The sequence below is a fragment of the Streptomyces sp. NPDC044719 genome (assembly GCF_056433405.1).
On sequence record NZ_JBWKHE010000002.1, the window covers coordinates 19,135 to 38,876 of the forward strand.

Sequence of the window (19,742 nt, forward strand, 5' to 3'; positions counted from 1 at the left end):
CATGTCGCGTACAGCTCCCACGAGGTTTGCCGTAGCGAGGGCTGGAAAGGCGCTCTGTGATCACCGGATGCGACAATCCGGTGGATAGTGAGCAAAAAGCCAGAAAAGCCAGAAAGAGGAGGTTCGATGTCCTCGAAGCGACGTCGCAAGAAGAAGGCCCGCCGCAAGAACGGCGCGAACCACGGCAGCCGTCCGCAGTCCTGACGAAGTCCTGCGGGCACGCCGACGCACTCGGGTGGGTGGCACATGCCACCCACCCGAACGCGTTCGCGGGCACGGCACGGCCAGGTCCGTCAGATCAGCTGCGCCTCCGGCACTCCGTTCCTGCGTACCCACTCCGCACGGTGCTCCGCCGCCAGGGCCAGTCCCCGGCGCCGGGCCTCGGCCGGTACCGGGAGGCGGCACAGGTCGTCGAGGGTCTCCAGCATCGTCCGGGCGAAGCGCTGCCCCAAAGGCGTGAGGCGGCCGGAGGTCAGCAGGACCTCCGTGGCCTCCCGGGCGCCGGTGCGCCAGCGGACGAACTGGGCCTCGGCCCGGGCGAGTTCCCCGGGGTCCTGCTCCACGGCCCGGCGGCGGTTCCAGAAGTCCGTCACACCCAGATGCGCGTACGCCCCGTGGAAGAGCCCGAGCAGGGGCCGGGGATCGGGGCGCCACGGCGCGTAGTAGCGCTCCCCGCCACCGGACTCGAACAGGTCGAACAGGTGCAGTACGACGGCGAACTTGCTGTGCTGCAACTCGTGGGCCATGGACAGGGCGAGACCCCGCCCGGTGCGGGGCCGGGACAGCGCCATGGAGCCGAACGCCTCCGCGCTGCTGCCGCTGAAGCTGCCGCTGCTGCCCAGGGGGACCAGGGTGCGGGGCCCGGCGGCGAGTTCGGCGTAGGTCCGCGGGTGGTGGGACCGGAGTGTGTCGCAGGCTTCCCGCGTCGTGGTCTGCCACCAGCGCAGATCGTCCGCCGTCAGGCCCAGGGGCGGCTCCGGGACGCCCGGGAAGCGCAGCGGGTCGAGGTCGTCCAGGAGCAGTGGTGCTCCGGTGTCCAGCACCAGGAGTTGGTGCGCCGCCCGCCACCGTCCCGCCGACCCGTACGGCGCCCGGGGGACCTCGACCGGGCCGGGCACGGCACTCCGTCCCGCCACCCCGATCCGTGCCCCTCCGTCGGCACCGACCAGCACCTCGGCCACGTCCCCCGGGCAGGCGCCGGGGAAGCGCGCACCACCGAGCGAGGGCAGGAAAACCCGGTCGGTCGTCAGAGGCCACCGCACCCGTGCGGGCAGACCCGCGCGGACCGCCGCGGCCGCGGCGAGGGCGCTGAAGCGCTGGATCGGCGGCTCGCCCTCCGCACCGGCCTCGGCCCCGCCCTCGACGACGCGGTCCAGCCGGGACAGCAGGCCGATCAGCGCGGTGCCCGACGACGGGTGTGCCAGGACCGCCGACACCGCCCGGGCATCGGCCCGGTGGGCGGCGGCGAGGAGTTCCCAGGCCTGTCCGGCCGTATCGGCCACGCCGCCGCCGATGTCACGGGCGGCCGCGGTGACGGCGTGGGCGCAGGCCAGGCGGCGGCTGTACTCGGCACGGGCGAGCAGCTCCAGGGCCTCGGCCCCGCCGCCGCCCGTCGCGATCGCGGTGAAGAGCCTGCCGGGCACCCGGAGCGGCACGGGCCTCATGCGGCTCCCGCCGGGGCGTCGCGCAGCCGGTCCAGGTCCCCGGCCAGCCGCTCCCTGACCCGGTCGATCAGAGCGGTCAGATCGGCGCAGTAGACACTGGGGTTGGCGAACCCGGTGGCCGGCCGGTAGCGGTTGGCGTAGTGGCCGCCCCCGCACACCCGCAGCAGCCGGCAGTCGCGGCACCGCGCGGACAGCCCGTCGGCGCCCCACTGGCGGGCCGCCACGCCCGGATGGCGCAGCAGCGCGTCGAAGGAGTCCCGCCCGACGTGCAGACCCGTCCGCGCGGCACCGTGATAGGCGGTGCGCAGTGTGTCGTCCTGGGCCAGGGAGCCGTCCGTCTCCACCACGGCGTACCGCACCGGGGCCAGGCCCAGGGCCTCCGTCTCCGGGGCACCGCCGAGCAGCAGCGTCATCATGTCCTCGAGCAGCCGCACCCGGGTCTCCCGCCGTCGGGCTCCGTACCACCGTTCGAACACCCGCCACAGCCAGTCCGCGTACGGCGTGCCCGGCCCGCCGGGCCGCAGCCCCGGCGGGGGAGTGTGCCAGTTGCCCTGCGGCAGCAGGAAGTCCACCGCCGGCGGCCGGTACGTCAGCAGGTGCTCGTAGCAGCGCACCGGTTCGTTGCGCAGGTCGATGGTGCACAACAGGCCCGCGAACAGCTCACGATGCGGCCCGTCGGCCAGCAGGCGCAGAGCGGCGGAGACCCGGGCGTGGCTGCCGCGCCCGTCGGCGCCGCGCCGGTGCCGGTCGTGTGCCGCGCGGTCGCCGTCCAGGCTGACCGAGACCCGGATGCCGTGCGCGGCGCACAGGTCGAGCCAGCGCTCGGTCAGCCGTACGCCGTTGGTCTGCAGCGCGAGGTGCAGCCGTATCCCGGGACCCACGGCCGAGCGAAGGACCGATGCGGCCCGGCCGAGCGCGGCTTCCCCGGCGAGCAGAGGCTCGCCTCCGTGCAGCACCACTCCGGCCTCGCGTACCCGGTGCGCCGCCAGGTGCTCGGCGACGCGCTCGGCGGTGCGGCCGAGGACGTCCGGCGTCATGGTGCGCGGCTGCTCACGCCAACTCGTGTCGTGCGAGCGGTACATGTAGCAGTAGCGGCAGGCGAGGTCGCAGCGGCTGTGCATCTTCAGTACGAAGGAGTGGAACGGGGCGGGCACCCATCCGGAGGCTTCCCTCGCCACGACGTCGTCCGCGACCGGCCACGGCGGCTCCGCATGGCGCAGTCGATTCATACGTACCCCCCGGTTCGCATGCCGACCGGCCCGGTGCCCACCCGGCCGGCCACGCCATTTGTCCCAGTATTCGGCGCCGGTGACAGACCGTCAACATCGAGATTCCGTCGTCCGCGCGGCCCCCGCCCGAAAGTAGCCGGTTTCGGAAGCCACCCTGTGGGGACGTCAACACTGGACACGAGCCGCGGAGGATGGGCCATGGCAGAGCTCGAGGAAGCGGGTGCCGAGCAGGGCGAGGCCGCCCTGGAGTCCGTCGTGCTGGACCTCACCGACGTGCCCCTGGACGACCTCGCCGCACTGCCGCCCTCCGTGCTCGGGGAGACGCTGCGCCGGCTGCGCACCGGGCGCACGGCGGGAGACCCCTTCGTCACCGGGTTCAGCGAGAGCCAGTGACCGGAACCGCGTGGCGACGCCACCGTCGAACGCGAAACCGCCTGATCAGGGGCAACCCGCCCTATAATGACCGTCCCTGACTGTCGTGCCCCACCGTCCAGCACCTTCCGTCCGAAGCGGAGTGGCCATGCCCGACACCCACGCAGCCGACCGCTCGGGACGGTTCGCCCTCTTCTGCTCCACCGCGGAGAACCTCGGCGTCAGCACGACCGTACGCAACGTCGCGGACCTGCTGGCCGCGAGCAACCGCAGCGTGCTCATCGTGGACGGCCGCGCCACCGGCGCGCCGGCGGGAGCGCCGGTGCCCGAGCCGGTGCCCGGCCGGATCGCCTCCGTGGCCCGCCCGGACGCGGCGTCCCTCCTCGCCCTCGCCTCGGACCCGGACGCCCTGCGCCACGACCACGTCCTCGTCGAAGCCCCGCTGCCCGACGCGCCCGGCGCACCGCCCGAGGGCAGACTCGGCGCCCTGGCCGACTCGCTGGTCCTCTGCTTCGCCATGACGGCCTGGTCCATCGACGGCGCCGCCGCCCTCGCCGAGCAGCTCAGCGGCGGCCGTGCCGACCGGCCCGTACGGCTGCTGGCCCTCGGCCTGAAGAGCAACGTCGAGTCGCACGACCGGCTGCGCGGCGCCCGCGAACGGGTCCGCGGCAAGTTCGGCCCCCTCTCGCGCACCTCCCGCACCTCCGAGGTCGCCTTCCTGGAGATCCCGTACCACCCGCTCTACCTGGACACCCGGCAACTCGCCGTCGAGAGCGAGCCCGAAGGCTCGGTGACCGGGCTGCGCCCCTACTACGAACGGCTCGCCGACTGGCTCCGCAACCGGCGGCCCGTGCCGCTCGGCCGGGTCACCCTCGTCCACTCCCAGCGCCACGCCCCCTGGGCCGCCTGGCTGGAGGACCAGTTCCGGCGCGGCGGCATCCGCACCGAACTGCGCGCCCAGGACGCCTACTCCGGCGACCGTCCCGCCCCCGGCACGGCGCTGCTGTTCCTCTCCCCGGCGGACATGGACCACGCGGCGCTGGCCCAGCTCGCCGCGCTGTCCCACCCCGACGTCCGGATCGTCCTGGCCGACGAGCCCTTCCCGGACGCGGGCGCCGCCCACCACGAGCGCATCGACCTGCGCGGAACCGACGAGGACGAGGCCGTGCGGCGGCTGTACGCCGGACTCGGCCTCGGCGCCCCGCCCCCGGCGGACGGCCCGCCAGGCGCCAGGTTCCCGCGGCTGCCCGCCGTCACCAACGTGGCCCCCCGCTACAGCGGCTTCGTCGGCAGGGACGACGTCCTCGGCACTCTCCTGGAGGAACTGCACACGGCCGGCCGGGACCACACCCCGCTGGTCGTGCACGCCGCGAGCGGCTGGGGCAAGAGCGAGACCGTACGGGAGCTGTGCCACCGCTTCGGCTCCGCCTACGACGTGGTGTGGTGGGTGCGCTCCTGGGAGATCCCCCGCGCCCGCCGCGGCCTGAACCGGCTCGCCGGCCGGCTGGACCTGGTCACGACGGGAGACGGCGCCTCCCCGGCGCTGTTCGACCACCTCTCCCGCGCCGACACGCAGAGCTGGCTGCTCGTCTACGACGGGGCCGAGTCCCCCGACGGGCTGCGCGAGCTGCTGCCCACGCCCCACGCCCGCGGGCACGTCCTCATCACCAGCCGCACCGCTCCCGCCGCGGGGGACATGGCGGCCTTCGCCCTGCCACCCATGTCGCCCGCCGAATGCCGGGGCGTCCTGGGCGAACGGCTCGCGGAGATCGACGAGGAGCAGGCCCAGCGGGTCGGCCAGGTCCTGGGCTTCGTCCCGCTCGCCGTGCGCATCGCAGCCCTCTGCCTCGCCGAGCGCGCCGCGGCACACCGGCGCGACGACAGCATGGGCGACCAGACGGCGGCCCGCGCCGCCGTCGCACACCTCCTCGCCGAGTACCGCACGGCCCAGCAGTCGATGCTCGAACGGCAGGGCGCGGCCCCGCCCGTGGCCGTCATGGTGCGCGTCGCCCGGCAGACCGTGCTGCACACCCCGGGCGCCGCCGCCTGGCGCGCCGAGAGCCGCACCAGCGACGCCCTCGGCTGGCTGCTGAACGCGGCGTCGCTGCTCACCGGCCGGGGCATGGGACTCGAACTGCTGAGGTCGAGACACATCCTCGCGGAACTGGCCCGCGACGACACCCGCGACTTCGGCACCCACCGCCGCCCGGCCGACACCCGGCTGCCCGACGAGCACATGGTGAGCGTCGCCCTGTGGGCGCTGTCCCGGGTCGGCCTCCTGGAGGTCGACTTCGACCGGCCCGACCAGCCCCTCGGGCAGCACCACGCCGTACGGGACGCCGTCCGTGACGCCATGGCACCGGACGAGCGCGCCCGCATCGAGGAGGTGCTGCGCGGCACCCTCGCCGAGTTCACCCCGGACGAGAACCGCGGTCTGTCCGCCGACTGGGCACGCGAGGTGTACTCACTGCGCCTGTGGGAAGACGACCGCCCCCGCGTCCGGCGTTCCATGCTGCGCCATCTCAACGCCCTGAGCCAGCGCGGCGAGACCGCCGACCTGGCCCGGCTGCTCGACATCTCCGAGCGCGCGCGGGAGGCCTGGAGCCCGCGGGACGACGACCCGTCACCGGAGTATCTGCGCCTGCTCAACCTCACCGCCCGGGCCCACCGCCTCGACGGCGCCTACGAACAGGCCCGCCAGTTCTCCGAGCAGGCCCTGCGCGGCCACCGCAGACTGCTCGGCCCCCTGCACCCGAGGACGCTGCTGTCCGCCGACTCCTACGGCGCCGTGCTGCGCTCCCTCGGCAGGTTCTCCGACGCGCTCTTCCAGGCCCGCCCGGTGCTGGAGGGCCTGACGCTGCTGCTCGGACCGCAGCACCGCGCGACCGTGCAGGCCGAGCACAACCTCGCCTTCACGGAGGCGCTGAGCGGGCGGGCCCCCGACTCGCTGGCCCGGCTCCTCGCCCGGTTCCGCTACCGCCAGGCCGTCGGCGGCGAGGACGACCCGGCCGTCTGGCGGTCCGCCGACCTGCTCGCCTGGGTCTACCGCACACTGGGCCGCGACGCGGAGTCCCAGGACCTGCTGCGGCAGTGGCTGCACCGGCACGGCGACGTCGCGACCGGCACCCGGCTCAGCATCGAACTCGGCCTGGCCGTCAGCGAACGGCGCATCACCTACAACTCCGCCCGCCCGCACGAAAGGGTCTACGGCTACGAGAAGGCCCTGGAGCGCGACCGGCGGGTGCTCGCCGAAGCCACCGGCCGGTTCGGCGCCGACCACCTGGACACCCTGCGCTGCCGCTTCAGCCTCGCGGCCGACCTGCACGCGCTCGGCAAGCACGACGAGGCCGAACACGAGGCCCGCCAGTGCCGCCACGCCCTCGAGAGCACCCTCGGCGCCTGGCACCCCTACGCCGGACTGGCCGGGGTCAGGCACGCGGTGTACCTGCGGGCCGCCGACGCCGTCGAGGAGGCCGAGGCCACCGGCAGGGCCGCCCTGAACCTCCTGGAGGACCGGCTCGGCGACAGCCACCCCTGGGTCTCCGCCGCGGAGAACTCCCTCGCGGCCACCCTGGCCGCGGCCGGGCGCGTGGACGAGGCGACCGGACTCGCCGAGCGTGCCCTGCGCCGTTTGCGGGACCTGGACATGGGGCATCGGCCCGATGGCCGGCGGGTGGGCGCGCACCACGCCTGGCTCACCTCCCGCGCCACCGCCCGCACGGCACCGGCCAGGGACTTCGACATCGATCTGGAACTGCCCGGCATCTAGGGCCGGACCCGGGGCCGGACACCGGTCCCGGCGCCCGGACGGTTCCTCAGACGGAAAGGTGAGCGTACGTGGCAGCAGCCCCGCACCCGGAGACCGAGCTCTTCACCGAGTCCCACTGGTTCCCGGAGGGCCACGGCCGAATAACAGAGCTGTGCCAAGGGGCCTTCGCCGGCGTCCCCGCTCTCAGGTCGGTGTCCCACTACAGCAACGGAATCACCGACTTCGTCCTCCGCAGGAGCGACAGCGTCCCGCTGTCCAGCCTGGTCACCGTGGGCGGCGAGGACATCGCCAACGAGGCCCTGCCCGGCAGCCGGCTCCTGCTGTGCACCCAGGACCTGAACGCGCTGATGCGGCCCCTGGGCACCGGTGAGCTGATGCGCGTCGTGGTCGCCAACGCGCGCGGCGGCCTGTGGGGCGGTCGCGTCAAGCCGGGGGAGTACCTGGCCGCGCTCACCGACACGCCCGGCGGGATGCCCGCCGCCGACGCGGCCATGAACGCCCTCGTCTCCGCCATCCGCACCCGGGTGCACCACCTGCCCGACGAACTGCCCGGTGGCCTGACGGACCCCGCGGTCCCGCTGCCGGAGCACAAGGAGAAGCTGCGCATCGACTTCGGGACGGCGGCGGCCGAGCACGAGAACCTGTCCGAAATGCGGCTGCGGGCCCTGTGGGGCGGTCACGTCAACACCATCGACCTGCACTACGCGGCCTTCTACCGGGACTGGAAACTCGTCTGCGCGGGCGACGTCTTCGAGAACGCCGAGCTCGGCCCGCGCTTCCTCGAGACCAGCGTGCGCTCACGCCGCACCGGCTACCGCGACCTCGCCCAGGGCCTGCGCGGGCATCTCGCCCGGCTGACCGACGCGCTGCGGCTGGTGGTGCAGCCGCCCGCCGACCGCCTGGTCCTGGACGTCCAGGAGGGCGCCGTGTACGTGACCTGGCTGTCGCCCCGGGACTACGTCCTCGGGGTGACGCTGGACCAGCGGCAGGTCGCCCACGCGGAGAGCCGGCTGCACCAGCTGGCCGGCGTCCTGCGCGAGATCACGGAGCCCGGACCGCACTGACCAGCCCGCCCCACACCTCGTCGGCGAGTGCCTCCACCGCGCGCGCCGCGGTCGGCCGGTGGGCCGGGCCGGAACTGCCGAGGGACTGCACGGGCAGCACCTCGACCGCCGTCTCGTACTCCCGGCAGACCCGGCGCAGCCCCGCCCACTGCTCCTCGGACGCGCCGGGCGTGGCGGCACGGAACCAGGCGTCGGCGCCCGTGCGGAACCTCTCCGTCAGCTGCCGGACCAGGGTGGCGCAGCCCAGCGCCGTCAGATCGGCCCGGCCCGCCCGCAGCGGGGGGCTCCCGTCCGGGCCGGCGCCGGACGAACGGCCGGCCAGCCGTTCCACGGCCGCGTCGAGGAGCGAGAACACCTCCTCGAACCGGCCCTCGACCGGCTCCGGCAGTGCCGTGCGCGCCGGGCCGGGCGCCGTCGCGACCAGATCGCGCCGGGCCAGATCGCTCACCGTCCGGCGCAGCCGCCCCAGTTGGGAACTGTGCTCGCCGAGCGCACCGCGCAGCTCGCTGGTCAGCTCCGCGAGGTCGGCCTCCTGGCGGAGTTCCGTGAGCCGGGCACGCAGCCGGTCCAGGGCCTCGTTCACGGCCCGCTCGAAGTCACCCGGGCGGTACAGCAGGGGCTGTGAGCCGAGAGAGCGCGCCAGCCGGTCCCGCATGGTCCGCGACACATGGCCGTTGACCACCAGCAGCACCTCGGCCCGGGCCGGCTGGAGCGCGCCGCGCAGCGCCCGGACGCGCGCGGTGATGCGCTCATGGTCGTCCGCGACCAGCACCGACGGGCTGACCACGATCGCGATGTAGGCGTTCGAGAAGGGCTCCAGCCAGTACGCCACCACCAGCGGCCCGTCGGCGGCGGGCCCCCGCGCCGGGACCGGGTCGACCGAGGCGATGCGCCACTGCCCCAGGGCCAGTGCGTCATGGATCGTGGAGAGCACCTGGTCCTCGGAGACGTTGTCGTGCAGATCGCGCACGGCCCGCAGCACGGTCGCGGCGGTCACCTCCCGGACCGCGCCGCCGCCGTCCTCACTCAACTGCCAGGCGTGGTGGCAGGTCTTGAGGATCTCCCGGGGCACCCCGCCGGTGAGCTCCTGAAGGATCGCCACCGACTCGGAACCGAAGGGCGCGGGCCACCCCTCGATCGAACCCGCGCCCCCGGCGGAGCCCGGACGGGCGCCCGAACCGACGTACTCGGCGACGAGATCCGCCGTCAGGTCCGCGGTGAAGCGGTTCGGCCACAACTGCACCACCCGCTCGTGCAGGCTCGGGCGGAACGCGTTGAGCCCGCTGGGCGAGGTGCAGAACACCAGCAGCCCGCCCCGGCTCACATACACGTTGACCAGACGCTCGAAGGCGTCGACGAACGTACGCCGGGAGTCCTCCGGCCAGTCCAGCACCTTCTCCAGCGAGTCGATCAGCAGCACGTACGGCTTGCCGACGCGGCCGTGCAGGAAGCCCTGGACGGCCAGCGCGTCGAAGACCGGGTCGATGCCCGTGACGGCGTGCCGGATGCCGCGCTCCCGCAGCTGCGGCGCCGGCTCGTCACCGGTCAGCCACGCCCAGACCATCGAGGTGAACCGGGGGTCCTGCAGCAGGGCGAAAGCGGTGGCGAACCTCCTGTGCTCCGTGACCTCGCCGAGGGTGACCCGCAGATCGGCGTGCATCACCTCGGGGTCGTAGCGCAGGGCGGAGACCACCTTGTCGGGATCCAGGACGCGGTCGCGCAGCCCGGTGGCGATGTCGTCGAGGGCGATGTCGCCGAGCGGGATGTCGTCCGGCCGGCCCGGCCGTGTCTCGGAACTCTGCTCGCCGACCCGGGATGCCGTCACATAGGCGTAGTAGTCGCGGACGAGTTCCTCGAACGCGGCCTTGCCCTCCGGGGTGTCGGCGGGGCCGCGCAGCCGGTCGCGGTACATACGGCCGAAGTCCTGCACCGGTTCGTCGACGATCCACATCGCCGGGCCGTCCGGACGGGCGAGCCCGTTGCAGACCTCACGAGCCGCGTGGCTCTTGCCCAGGCCGAACTCTCCCACCACGGCGATCGCCCGGCCGCGCCGCCCGCCCCGGGGACGGTCCCGGAGGTAGTCGCGCACCAGTTCCTCGAGGTCCCCGAGGAACTGGGTGGAGACATGGGCGTTGCCCGAGTCGGCGGCCTCGACCGGTGCCTCACCCAGGTCCGCCGACGGGCCGAGCCGCACGACCGGCACCAGGGGGAAGGGGTTGCTGTACCAGGTGTCTGCGCTGCTTGCGGCCACGATGGCACTCCTTGCGGGTCCGGAGAGGCGCGGTCGGGGTGGCGGCGGGCATCAGCCGCCGGGGCGGGGCAGGATCGGCTCACGGAGCAGGGCGTCACGGCGGGCCCGCCGGCTCTCCCAGTGGGGTCTGAGCGCGTCGGCGTCGATCGGCCAGGGGTGCGGTGCGCTGCGCATGGCGTTCGCCGCCGAGTGGAAGACCTTCCGCAGTTCGCGTACGTCGGAGGGTTTCCATTCGTCGTGTGCTGCCATCAGGGAACTCCTGTCGGGCTCGACCAGGCCGTGCGGTCCGCCACCGGCGGTGCGGGCGCTGTGGCTGAACCTCCAGATGTCCTCGGAGTCCAGCTCGCGCAGCGCGAGATGGGTGACCGCCGCCGATCCGCCGATGGCGGCGGCCACTTCCCGCGCCGTCTCCGCCGCGCTGTGGCTCACTTCGACGAAAAGTACGATCCTGGGGTGCGCGGGGCTCAGACAGGTGCGCAGAAACGCCGCCCGGAGATGGGCGTCGTTCCACCGGATGTGCGGGATCACGACGAAGAGCAGCGCGTTGTGCTGGATGAGCAGGTCGCTCATCTCGCTGTAGGCCTGGAACGGGTCCTCCTCCGCGATGATCGCCTGCACCCGGGACTCGGAGAACTCGTGCAGCAGCAGCTTCTTGGCGATCTCGCGGCGTATGCGGGCGTTGATCAGCCGGGTCGGCGCGAACGACCGGCCGTCGGGGTCGACGCTGATCCGGCGGCCGTCGTTGTCGAGCCCGGCCGTCGGGGCGAACAGCACGAGCGGATTCCCGGCCGCGGGCGCCGCCGCCGTCACCCGGCGGCGCGCTTCGTGGATGCACCGGTGGATGAGCGAGGTCTTGCCCATGCCGGGCGGGCCGCTGACGACCACCACCCGGCCGTGCCCCGAGCTCGAGTCGAGGAGTTCGCCGAGGTCGGGCCAGTGCTCCTCGAAGCGGTCCAGTTCGTCACGGGAGTGGTCGACGTCGACCCACTGGTGCATGTGGCCCGGCTCCTTCCACGGCACCAGGGGATGGTCGGCGCTGAGCGCTGCGGAACCGTTCGCGCCGTTGTGACGGCCGTCGCCGTTGCCCGCGCCGTTCGATCCGTACGGTTTGCGCACTCCGTAGGGGTTCGCCCAGTCGGAGTTGGTCATTCCTGTTGTCCTCCGGCGCTTGTGGGACGGCCGCTGTGTCGTGATCCGCGCAGCCACCGGACGGGTGCGGGGCGCAGCAGATCCCCCACCTCCCGCGTCTGCCGGTCCAGGGTGGTGCGCACGGCGTCCGCCTCGGTCTTTCTGTCCTGCGGTTGCAGGAGTCGCCCGTCCCGGCTGCGCGGCAGTCTGTCCGCCAGGGGCAGGGAGTCGGCCAGCACCCGGGCCGCCGCCCGGCGTGCGGCCGGGCCGGGCACCAGCGCGAGGAGGCCGGTGAGCGTCGCCCGGGCCCGCGCTACCTCGGCGTGGTCCGTCTCGGCCACCTGCTCGTACTCCGCGAGATACAGCCATGCGATCCTCCGGAATTCCAGCACGGCCGCCGTGAGGTGCCGGCCGTGCGTGCGCCGCTCCGCCGAGATCCGCTCCGTCTTCTGCCCGAGTACGGTGAGCACGGCGCCGGTCGCCAGCAGCAGAGCCCCGTCGGCGAACCCGCCCAGCCCACCGCCGCCTTTGTCCGCGGACGCCCCCGGCGGCTCGCCCGCGGCGGCCATGACCGCGTCGCAGACCCGTGCGAAGTCGCCCGGGCGCTTGCCGGCCCAGTCGTCGAGCGACATCACACCGCCCTTGCGGCCGGGCACCCGTACGGCGTCCGCACCGCCGGCCGGTCCCGGAGCCGGCCGCACCACACCGAGCCGCACCGCCGCGTCCCCGAGCTCGCCCCGGTGCTCGTCGCCGAGGCAGTACACCAGCCGGACATCGCTCCGGCCCGTGTCGGCGGCGGCCTGGCCGGCGGTCGCGGGCAGGAGCGGCAGCGTGCCGAACAGCAGGACGGGCGTCCAGCGCGGTCCCCTGCGGGGACGCCTGGCACGGCTCCCTCTGCGCTCACCCATCCGGCCTCCCCGTTCCCCTGGCCGCGCCCCGTCCGGGCCGCCGCACATCATTCGGCTACGCGGAGGACCGCAGTCCGTCGGCCGCCGTCGGTGCCTCGCCCGCCCCGCCGTCGCCGGCCGCCGGATGCCGGGGGAGACGCCGCTGCCCGCCCACGGGTTGCCGGTCCCCGCGGGACCGGCGGCGCGACCAGCAGCCGAACGCGATCTGTGCCCCGTAGTGCAGCAGGTTGACGGTCACCACGGCCGGGGCGACGATGCCGACGGTCTTCGGGAAGTCCCGTTCGAGGGTGAGCGCGAGCAACACGGCCGTGAGACCGTTCTGCTGGCCGATCCCCAGCAGGACCCGGTCCCTTCGGGACAGGCCGCGCACGAAGAGGGGCATCAGCAGTACGGCCACCACCGCCTGTGCGCCGAACGCCGAAGCGCCGAGCACCACCCCCGGGCCCGGCGACACCCCCTGGGCGGCGAACAGGCCCAGCAGGGTCGTCGCGAGCAGGAAGGCACTCGTGACCGCCCGCGCGAGCGGACGGGCGAACGCCCGCGTGCGGAGGAACAGTCCGGCCACCGCCACGGCGAGCATCAGCATGTTCGCCGCGGCCAGCACGAGCATGGCCACGACCAGCAGGGCGGCGAGTGGCGTCACGGGACGCCGAGGGCTGTCGAGGTCACCGGGCTCCGGAGACTCGGCGGACTCCTTCCGGGCCCGCCGTGCCGGCCACAGCCTGCCGCCCGCCCACCACAGCAGCAGGGCGCCGGCCAGGAGCAGCGCGTTGAACGCCAGTCCGAGGGCGTAGCCGCGGGCCCCGCCGCCCACCACCGACGGCGCGCCGGGGTGACCCGCGGCCGTGTAGGCGTACCCGGCGACGTACAGCGTCAGCAGGACCGTCATCGGATCGTCGAAGGAGGCCCACGCCGTGAGCAGCGACCGGGCGCGCTGCGACATGTGCCCGTCCCTGCCCAGGGCGGCCACCGACAGCGGGTCGATCTGCGCGACGACGATGCCGAGGATCAGATACTCCGGGCGGTCGAAGGCCCAGACCATGACGCCCGAGACGATCCCCGCCTTGAGGACGACGCCCAGCGTGACCGCCGCCACCACACCGCGCAGATCACGGCGCAGATCGGCGAGCTCGATGCCGTAGGTGCTGCCGTACAGGCCCACGGCCAGCAGGAGTCCGGTGCCGAAGACGTACCCGGTGGTGCCGACCAGGCGCGAGGGGTCCGCCGCCAGACCGATCAGAATGCCCAGAACCAGAGCGCCCAGCGCCCAGAGCGGCACGGCCGGAACCGCCGCCGGCGCCCTGCGCCGCCGGGCACGGTCGCGTCGGGACGTCTCCACCTGCTCCCCCCATCCCCCCGGTGTTACGCCGCGAGCGTAGTCGGGCCGCCGGCACCTCGTGGGCCTTCCGGTACGGACGTGCAGCCGCGAGAGCAATCAAGCGTAGGCATCAATACTCGGACGGCGTAACGCCATTGCCAGCCGTTCCCTTGCACGATGCCCCATGTCGGCCGCGGATGAACGCTCTTCACCCCTGGGGCGGATCCACGGCGCCGGGGCCGGTGCGCCCCGCGTCCGCCCCGCCGCCCTCGGCGGGGCCCTCGAGAGCACCGCGTCCGTCGGCCGTGCGCCCCCGCCCCGGCCGTGAACCAGGACATGGCGTGGTCGAGGACGTCACCCACCCCCATGGGCGACGTCCTCGACCGCTCCCCCGGTGCCGGACTGTGGCTCAGGTGTCCGCGCGGCGGGCCTGTGCTGTCACCAGCACATCACCGCCGTCTCGCCGGAACCCCAGGCGGAGTACAGGCGTACGCGGACGTGGTAGCGGCGGCCCTTGACGAGCCGGGCGCTGATCGTGGCGTTGCGTGCGGTCCCTCCGTCGTCCTGCCCGGCGAGGTAACGGGGCTCCCCGTCCCGCTCCTCGAAGACCACGACGACGGCGTCGCTGTCGCCGAAGGTGCCCAGCGTGTAGGTGCGGGTCTCCGGCGGGTCGACGACGAAGTCGGCCTGTTCGCCCGGGCCGAGACCGAGCGGTGCCGAGCGGAACGGCACCAGTTCGGACGGTCCCTCAGGATCCGCCGGCGGATACCAGCGGAGCACGAACTCCTTGTCCGCGGCGGACAGGGTGCCGGGCGGGTTCAGACCCGCGCGGTACTGCTCCGGCTCCAGGACCAGCCCCGACGCGAACGGATACTCCATGATCGACTGCGGGTCCCAGACGGAGCCGTTGACCTCGTCCGGGTCGAGCTTGCGCAGAATGTTGTAGTGCGTCTTCTCCCGGCTCCAGTGGTGGGGCGGGCCCGCCAGTTCGGCGTACACCGCCTCGTCGTCCCAGTGGATGCCGGCGAACGGGCTCTGGTGCTCGTGCAGCATGCCGAGCGCGTGCCCGATCTCGTGCAGGGCCGTCCCGCGCTCCCCGGGCGCGGTCAGGTCCCAGCCGAAGTTCATGGTGCGCTCGTGCCGGCCCGCCTGGAGCGCGTCACGGCCCACGGCCGACCAGGAGCCGTCGCCGAGCTGGAACCCGATGCGCAGTTCGGCCTCCGAGCGGTCGTCGACCTCGGCGAACGAGATCCCGGTGCCGAGGCCCTGCCACTCCCGGAAGCATTCACGCACGACGTCCCGCTGCTCCTCGGCGCCGGCCCACGACACGCGCCGCGTCATCCCCGTCCCCGGCACGGGGATGACGGACGCGTCGTTGTCGCCGTCGAAGAACCAGTAGTGCACAACGGTGCCGTTGACCCACATCCGCCGCCCGCTCACGAGCGCGCTCAGCCGCTCGGCCGCCAGCCCCGGTGCGAAGGCGGGCGCCGGCGCCTGAGCCAGCGAGCAGTAGCGTGCGGTCATGGCCACAGCCTGCCCCGCGGGCCGTACCGGGCGCCTGAGTCGGGGGCTACTCAAGTCGCCCTGTATCAGAAGTGAGTAGCCGCGCTCATGTCTGTGTGACGACTTACGAGCGGGACGCGACGCCCCTGGAGCTGCCCTGGCCGTTCGCCGGGCGGGAGGACGAACTGGAGCTGGTCCGCAGGTCCCTGACCGGCTCACGCCGCGGCATCGTGGTGACGGGCCCGGCGGGCTGCGGCAAGACCCGCCTCGTCACCGAGGCGGTCCGCGGCACCGACTGCGCCCGGGCGGCCGGTACGCCCGAGAGCCGCGCCCTTCCCTTCGCCGCGTTCGCCCATCTGCTGCCCGAGACGGTCACCCTGCACCGCGCGGTCCAGCTCCTGGCCGGCGTCCGTACGCTGGTCGTGGACGACGCGCACCTCCTCGACGACGCCTCCGCCGCCCTGGTCCACCAACTCGCCGTGCACGGCCGCACCCGTCTGCTGGTCGTCGCCACGGACGGCACGCCGGTGCCCGGCGCGATCTCCCGGCTGTGGACCGGGGAGCTCCTGCCGCGCCTCACCCTGGAGCCGCCGGCCCAGGAGGAGATCGCGCGGCTCCTCACGGCCGGCGCCGGCCCCCTCGACCCGCTCACCACCGACCGGCTGCACCGCCTGAGCCAGGGCGATCTGCGGCTGCTGCGCGACCTGCTGGGCGCGGTGCGGGGGCGGCTCACCCAGGTCCCGGGCACCGAGGAACGCGCCTGGCGTGGCCCGGTGCCGCTGACCCCGGCAGTGCGTGAGCGCACCGCCCGCGTCCTCGGCCGCACCTGCCCTCGCGAACGCGAGACCCTGGACCGCCTCGCCTTCGCCGAACCCCTGCCGCTGCGTCCGGCTGACGCGGACCTCGGGGCCCTGGAGATCCTGGAGTCCGACGGCCTGATCCGCGTCGACGACGCGGGCACCGTCCGCCTCGCCCACCCCCTGCACGGCCCGGTGCTCAGGGCCGCGGCCGGCCGGCTGCGGGCGCGCCGGCTGACCCGGACACCGGACGTGTACACCGCTGCCCTCGACGCCGAGTCGGCCGCGCTGGCGCACCGGATCGACCGGGACGACGTACGGCCGCTGCCCACGCCGGTGGGGGAGTGGCTGGTCGCCGAGGGCTCCGCGCTGCCGTGCGGATACGCCGCCGTGCGCGCCCGGTTCGCCCGGCTGCGCGGGGAGTTGCGGGAGGCGGCGGCCTGGGCCAGGGAGGGGCTGCGCGGCACACCCTCGGACGCGTCGTGCCGGGACGAACTCGACCGTGCCTCCGCCTTGTCGGGCGAACCTCCGGTCGACATCGGGGGTGACCTCGACACCGCCCTCGCGAACCTCGCCGACCCCTACGACGCCGTCCGCCTCGGTGCCCCCGAGAAGGTCATCGACCAACTCTCCGGCGTGTTCGCCCGGCACGCCGACGCGCTCACCCGCGCCGACGGCCCGGCCCTGGACGAGGTCGCCGAGGAACTGGAGCGGCGCGGCTTCACGCTGTTCGCCGCCGAGGCGCACGCCCAGGCCGTGGGGACACACCGCGATCCCCGTGCCGCCCGGCACTCCCGCACCCGGGCCGTGGCCCTGGCCCGGCGCTGCCAGGGTGCCCGCACGCCGGCGCTGTCCGGGCTGGTCCTCGGCGAACTCACCGCCCGGCAGCGGCAGATCGTCACCCTCGCGGCGGCGGGCCTGAGCAACCGGCAGATCGCGGAACGCCTCACCCTGTCGATCCGCACCGTCGGCAACCACCTGTACAGCGCCTACACACGGCTCGGCGCGAGCGACCGCGGCTCCCTGCCGTGGCTGACCGAAGAGCCGGAGGCGCAGCCGGCCTGAGCCGCACCCCGAGACCGGCGGCCTGACCCGCACAGGGGACGGGTCAGGCCGCCACTCAAGCCCGTCGTTCGCGGCGCCCCTCAGGCCGCCCCGAACGCCGAGAACGCCCACCCCGTGGCCTGGTGCAGCGCGTCGCCCGGCAGGGCGGCCCGGGCGTCACGCAGCGCCTCCGCCAGGGACAGGCCGGCGTCGAGGCCCTTGTGCAGCGCCAGCATCAGCGGCACCACGGCGGCGTCGTTGACGGGCGCGCTGCACGCCACCACCCCGGCCGTGCCCAGCGGCAGCAACGCGGTGACCAGGCCGAGCAGTTCGTCGGCGCCGACGGACGCGAGGCGGGCGGTGTCGCAGCAGGACAGGATGATCCGGTACGGGCTGCGGGCCAGACGCTCGAAGTCGTGCACGACGATCGGCCCGTCGGCCATCCGCAGGGAGGAGAACAGCGGGCTGTCCGCGCGGAACGTACCGTGCGCGGCGATATGCGCCAGCGCCGCCCCGTCCAGCTCCTCCAGCACGCGCGGCACCCGCGCCTCGCCGTCCTCCAGGACCGTCGCGCAGCCGTACCGGCCGGCCAGCTCGGGCACCTCGGCGCCGCCGGTCGCCAGGCCCGGTCCGCGTACCAGCACATGGCGGCCGTCCGGCGGCGGCGCGGTCTCCCCGGCACGCAGCCAACTGCCCGCCGACGGCGACACGCTGAGCACCCGCTCCCGCAGCGACGGCAGCAGCGCCCACGGCACCCGGTGCAGCCGCCCCGGCGGCACGACCACCACCGGGCCGCCGCCCAGCAGCGCCGCCGCCGGGCCGAGCAGCAACTCCTCCAGCCGCCGTCCGGCCGCCTCCACCACCGGAAGGCGCGCCTCGGCCCCGGGATGCGCCAGCCGCCGCAGCCCGGCCTGCACGTGCTCCGCCTCCGTCACCGCCTCGGCCAGCAGTCCGGCCTCGAACCTGCGCACCCGCCCCTGCCCGCACAGCAGCACCTGCACCCGCCCGTCGAGCACGGCGAGTTCCACCAGCCGTACCTCGTCACCCAGCCGCTCCAGCAGCCGGCCGACGTCGAAGCGGTCCCCGCCCCCGGGCGCCTCACCCCGCATGTGCAGGGTCCGGGAGCGGATCTCCCGCTCCAGGCGGCGCTGTTCACGCTCCAGCGCCGGCACCGGCCGGCCTTCCATCCGGGCGGCCTCCGCACGGGAGGCGATCTCGCGGAACGCGGTCATGCCGCTGAGCAGTTCCGGATCGGCGGGCGGCCGGGTCGGCGCCGTGGACAGCACGGTGGCACGCCAGCGCTCGCTCCACACCAGCAGCCGCCGCGGCCCGCCCGAGACCAGACTGGCCCGCTGGGCGAGCGCGGCCAGCTCAGCGCCCTGCTCGGTGGCGCGCGCCCTGAGCTCCGAGGCGCCCAGCGTCATCCGGTGGTCGTCCAGCACGTCCAGACCCCGCCGGCAGGCCTCCAGCACACCCCGGGCCGACCCGGCCGCCCGCGCCCGCAGCGCCTGCGCCGCCCAGCCCGTCATCCGCGCCAGCGGCGGACCGCCCCGCCTGCTGCGGGCGGCGACGGCCAGATGCCGCTCCGCGTCCGCCGTCCAGCCCAGGCCCAGCGCGATCCGGCCCGCCAGCAGCGACGCCTCCGGCGCGGCCGGCGCCCCGAACGAGGCCAGCTTCTCCGCCACCGCGGCCGCGTCGGCGACCAGCCGGCCCGAACCGCGCCCGGCCGCGTGCCGCGCCTCGATCAGCACCAGCCGGGCGTGCGTCTCCCACCAGGTGCGCCGCTGCCCGGCGAACAGCCGCACCGCGAGAGCGGCACGGGCGATCGCGGTGTGCGGATCCCCGGCCAGCCGGGCGGCCCGCGCGGCGGCCAGCAGCAGCTCCGCCTTGCGCGTGGACTGCCCGCCGATCCCGTCGAGCTTCCTGATCGCCGCGTCCGCCTCGGCCAGCGCCTCGGGAGCGAGCCCAGCCGCCATCAGCACCTCGCAGCGCCGGATGTTCAGCATGAACGTCGGCGTGCCGAGCCGGGCGTACCGCTCCTCCGCCTCGTCGAGCAGCCGCAGTGCCACCGGCACGTCACCGGACCGGAACGCGGCGAGCCCCCGGCTCTCCACCGCGTCGGCCTTGTCGTGCTCCTGGCCGGTGGTGTCCCACAGCGCCTCGGCCGCGGTGAAGTCCGCCTCGGCCCGTTCCACCGCCCCCAGCGCCAGATGCACGGTAGCCCGCAGGGTCAGCGCCCGGGCCGTCCAGATCACGTCCTCCGCCTGCCGCAGCACCGGAACCGCCCGGCGTACGTCCTCCAGCGCCTCGCGATGCCGGCCGAGCACCCACCACACGTACGCCCGCCGGTACAGCACCCGCGCCCTCGTGAGCCCGCCGCCCCGCGCGACCCCCCGCTCGAACGCCGCCAGGCCCGCACGGGTGCGGCCCGCGTGCACCAGCGCCACGCCCAGCGTGGCCAGCACGTCCGCCTCCCGGTCGGCCGAGTCCGCGCGCGCCGCGAAGTCCCGGGCACGCCGCAGATGGTTCAGCGCGAGCCGCAGATCGCCGAAGTCCCGCTGCCAGATGCCGATCACCTGATGGGCGACGGAGGCGTGCAGCGGGTCGGGATCGGCGTCGAGCAGCGCCCGGGCCCTCGCGAGAGCCTCGCCCGGATCGGCGAACACCATCGGCAGCAGTGCCGCCACCGAGTCGT

General features: G+C 74.6%; 13 protein-coding genes. 5 read left to right on the forward strand and 8 right to left on the reverse strand.

Annotation, left to right across the window (positions count from 1 at the left end; all coding sequences use genetic code 11):
* Positions 1-126: 126 nt before the first annotated feature.
* Positions 127-204 (forward strand): 50S ribosomal protein bL37, encoded by a 78-nt coding sequence (locus AC07DF_RS06845; protein WP_370443954.1) that lies wholly within the window; start codon positions 127-129, stop codon positions 202-204.
* 89 nt (positions 205-293) lie between these two features.
* On the opposite strand, the gene AC07DF_RS06850 is transcribed toward AC07DF_RS06845, so the two are convergent.
* Both AC07DF_RS06850 and AC07DF_RS06855 read right to left on the reverse strand, forming a co-directional pair.
* Positions 294-1,664: an aKG-HExxH-type peptide beta-hydroxylase gene (locus AC07DF_RS06850; protein WP_478967667.1), complete on the reverse strand. Its 1,371-nt coding sequence runs from the start codon at positions 1,662-1,664 to the stop codon at positions 294-296.
* On the reverse strand, positions 1,661-2,893 hold the full coding sequence (locus AC07DF_RS06855; RefSeq protein WP_478967669.1) for an FxsB family cyclophane-forming radical SAM/SPASM peptide maturase: 1,233 nt from the start codon (positions 2,891-2,893) through the stop codon (positions 1,661-1,663). The genes AC07DF_RS06850 and AC07DF_RS06855 overlap by 4 nt, the downstream gene beginning before the upstream one ends.
* Positions 2,894-3,091: 198 nt before the next feature.
* On the opposite strand from AC07DF_RS06855, the gene fxsA reads away from it, so the two are divergent.
* From fxsA to AC07DF_RS06870, 3 genes are all read left to right on the forward strand, one after another.
* A complete protein-coding gene (gene fxsA / locus AC07DF_RS06860) occupies positions 3,092-3,286 on the forward strand; it encodes an FxSxx-COOH cyclophane-containing RiPP peptide (protein ID WP_478967671.1) in 195 nt (64 codons plus the stop codon).
* Between the two features lie 127 nt (positions 3,287-3,413).
* Positions 3,414-7,034, forward strand: a complete 3,621-nt coding sequence (gene fxsT, locus AC07DF_RS06865) for an FxSxx-COOH system tetratricopeptide repeat protein (protein ID WP_478967673.1) — start codon at positions 3,414-3,416, stop codon at positions 7,032-7,034.
* 191 nt (positions 7,035-7,225) lie between these two features.
* Entirely contained in the window at positions 7,226-8,098 is an 873-nt protein-coding gene (locus AC07DF_RS06870) for a hypothetical protein (RefSeq protein WP_478967675.1), read from the forward strand.
* On the opposite strand, the gene AC07DF_RS06875 is transcribed toward AC07DF_RS06870, so the two are convergent.
* The 5 genes from AC07DF_RS06875 to absR1 form a co-directional block, all read right to left on the reverse strand.
* A complete protein-coding gene (locus tag AC07DF_RS06875) occupies positions 8,076-10,349 on the reverse strand; it encodes a hypothetical protein (protein WP_478967677.1) in 2,274 nt (757 codons plus the stop codon). The two genes, AC07DF_RS06870 and AC07DF_RS06875, sit on opposite strands and share 23 nt — an antisense overlap.
* Before the next feature lie 51 nt (positions 10,350-10,400).
* The gene (locus AC07DF_RS06880) at positions 10,401-11,498 is read right to left on the reverse strand and encodes an ATP-binding protein (RefSeq protein ID WP_478967679.1); all 1,098 of its coding nucleotides are present in this window, start codon (positions 11,496-11,498) and stop codon (positions 10,401-10,403) included.
* Positions 11,495-12,385, reverse strand: a complete 891-nt coding sequence (locus AC07DF_RS06885; RefSeq protein ID WP_478967681.1) for a hypothetical protein — start codon at positions 12,383-12,385, stop codon at positions 11,495-11,497. Before AC07DF_RS06885 ends, AC07DF_RS06880 begins: the two co-directional genes overlap by 4 nt.
* Positions 12,386-12,440: 55 nt before the next feature.
* A complete protein-coding gene (locus AC07DF_RS06890) occupies positions 12,441-13,724 on the reverse strand; it encodes a cation:proton antiporter (RefSeq protein ID WP_478967683.1) in 1,284 nt (427 codons plus the stop codon).
* A 417-nt stretch (positions 13,725-14,141) separates the two neighbouring features.
* Positions 14,142-15,227: a beta-glucuronidase AbsR1 gene (gene absR1 / locus AC07DF_RS06895; RefSeq protein ID WP_478967685.1), complete on the reverse strand. Its 1,086-nt coding sequence runs from the start codon at positions 15,225-15,227 to the stop codon at positions 14,142-14,144.
* 95 nt (positions 15,228-15,322) lie between these two features.
* On the opposite strand from absR1, the gene AC07DF_RS06900 reads away from it, so the two are divergent.
* Positions 15,323-17,068 (forward strand): LuxR family transcriptional regulator AbsR2, encoded by a 1,746-nt coding sequence (locus AC07DF_RS06900; RefSeq protein ID WP_478967687.1) that lies wholly within the window; start codon positions 15,323-15,325, stop codon positions 17,066-17,068.
* An 80-nt stretch (positions 17,069-17,148) separates the two neighbouring features.
* Here AC07DF_RS06900 and AC07DF_RS06905 read toward each other — a convergent pair whose 3' ends face one another.
* Positions 17,149-19,716: a CHAT domain-containing protein gene (locus AC07DF_RS06905; RefSeq protein WP_478969421.1), complete on the reverse strand. Its 2,568-nt coding sequence runs from the start codon at positions 19,714-19,716 to the stop codon at positions 17,149-17,151.
* Between the last annotated feature and the right edge of the window lie 26 nt (positions 19,717-19,742).

Excerpts from the sequence above, each read along its gene's own strand:
- AC07DF_RS06845 (WP_370443954.1), top strand. The coding sequence starts at position 127 with ATGTCCTCGAAGCGACGTCGCAAGAAGAAGGCCCGCCGCAAGAACGGC.
- AC07DF_RS06850 (WP_478967667.1), bottom strand. The coding sequence starts at position 1,664 with ATGAGGCCCGTGCCGCTCCGGGTGCCCGGCAGGCTCTTCACCGCGATC.
- AC07DF_RS06855 (WP_478967669.1), bottom strand. The coding sequence starts at position 2,893 with ATGAATCGACTGCGCCATGCGGAGCCGCCGTGGCCGGTCGCGGACGAC.
- fxsA (WP_478967671.1), top strand. The coding sequence starts at position 3,092 with ATGGCAGAGCTCGAGGAAGCGGGTGCCGAGCAGGGCGAGGCCGCCCTG.
- fxsT (WP_478967673.1), top strand. The coding sequence starts at position 3,414 with ATGCCCGACACCCACGCAGCCGACCGCTCGGGACGGTTCGCCCTCTTC.
- AC07DF_RS06880 (WP_478967679.1), bottom strand. The coding sequence starts at position 11,498 with ATGACCAACTCCGACTGGGCGAACCCCTACGGAGTGCGCAAACCGTAC.
- AC07DF_RS06885 (WP_478967681.1), bottom strand. The coding sequence starts at position 12,385 with ATGGGTGAGCGCAGAGGGAGCCGTGCCAGGCGTCCCCGCAGGGGACCG.
- absR1 (WP_478967685.1), bottom strand. The coding sequence starts at position 15,227 with ATGACCGCACGCTACTGCTCGCTGGCTCAGGCGCCGGCGCCCGCCTTC.
- AC07DF_RS06905 (WP_478969421.1), bottom strand. The coding sequence starts at position 19,716 with ATGGTGTTCGCCGATCCGGGCGAGGCTCTCGCGAGGGCCCGGGCGCTG.